Source organism: Streptomyces sp. NPDC052107 (genome assembly GCF_040680215.1).
GTDB lineage: Bacteria > Actinomycetota > Actinomycetes > Streptomycetales > Streptomycetaceae > Streptomyces.
The window spans coordinates 1-1270 of the sequence record NZ_JBFAWG010000294.1; the positions used below are offsets into that span (position 1 = coordinate 1).

Genomic DNA, 1270 nt, shown 5'->3' on the forward strand with positions numbered 1-1270 from the left:
GACGGCGTTCATGTGGGAGTTCGGGGGTTCGGTGTTGTGTTGGCCGGCTTGGGTCGGTGGGTGTGGGGTGGTGTGTGGGGGAGGGTCGGTCGTTTCCGGTTGGCTTGGGGGCGGGTGTGACGGTGGCGTCGGGGGTGGTGTGTTGGAGTGTCGGCGGGCGTCGGCGCTGTGGTGCGTCAGAGTGTCGTGGTCGTTCCTTCTCCGGATGCGCTGGTGGTGAGCCACTGGTCCCATGTGAGGTTGAAGTCGGCGTAGCCGTTGTCGGCCGGGGCCTTGGCGCGGGGTGAGCCGGTGATGGTGATGGGGTCGCCCTGTTTGACCTGGCGGTAGAACCACTTGGCGTCGGTCAGGGAGAGGTGGACGCAGCCGTGCGAGCCGCGGGCGCTGCCGCTGCCGGGGTTGGGGTCGCCGGTGGAGTAGTGCACGTAGGTGCCGGACTGGGTGAGGTGGACGTCCCAGGGCAGGGTCAGGTCGTAGTAGTTGGGGCTGTTCTTGTCGCAGCTGATGCCGACGCTGCAGGAGGTCATGTGGACCTTCTGCTGCTTGTCGATGACGGCCATGGTGCCGTTCCATGTCGGGTACTGGGCGCTGCCGGCGTTGATCGACAGGGTGCGTACGGGCGTGCCGTTGCGGGTCACTTTCATGGTGTGGCCGGTGACCGAGACGTCGGCGCGTACGTCGTCGCCGATGGTGAAGGTGTGGGTGTAGTTGTGGATGCCGTAGCGTCCGTTGCCGTTGCTGACGCCGGTCATGTCGGCGTCGATCCGCACTTTGGTGCCGGAGGGCCAGTAGGTCTTGGGGCGCCAGTCGGCGCGCCTGTCGCCGAACCAGTGCCAGGCGCCGGCCACCGGCTTCGAGGCGCTCACTGTCATGTGTTTTTCGACTGTGGTCCGTGCCTTGGGCGCGACGGGGTTGGTGAAGACCACGGAGATGGGCATGGCCACGCCGACGGTGGTTCCGGTCTGCGGGGTGATCGTCTCCAGCAGCATCGGCGGGCCGGCGGGCTTGGTCGGTGACGGTGAGGGGCTCGCGCCGGGCTTGCCCGGCGCCTTGGCGTCGTCGTTCCCGCCGGTCTTGTCGCTGCCGCCTGCGCCGCAGGCACTCGCGCCCACCAGCATCGCAGCCGTGACCAGTGCGATCCCTATGCCGCCTTTGCGCCGTCCCACGACCTGCCTCGCTCTCTTGCTCCTCAGCCCTGACGGGCCCGACCTTCTGTCAGACAACCAGGACACGGACGCAGTTGCACACACCACGTAAAACATGCCTCAAA

Annotated in this window: 1 protein-coding gene; it reads right to left on the reverse strand. The window is 67.2% G+C overall.

The genetic code is table 11. From position 1 onward, the window contains the following. Window positions 1-176: 176 nt before the first annotated feature. Entirely contained in the window at window positions 177-1166 is a 990-nt protein-coding gene (locus tag AB0M27_RS47935; RefSeq protein WP_365732480.1) for a L,D-transpeptidase, read from the reverse strand. Between the last annotated feature and the right edge of the window lie 104 nt (window positions 1167-1270).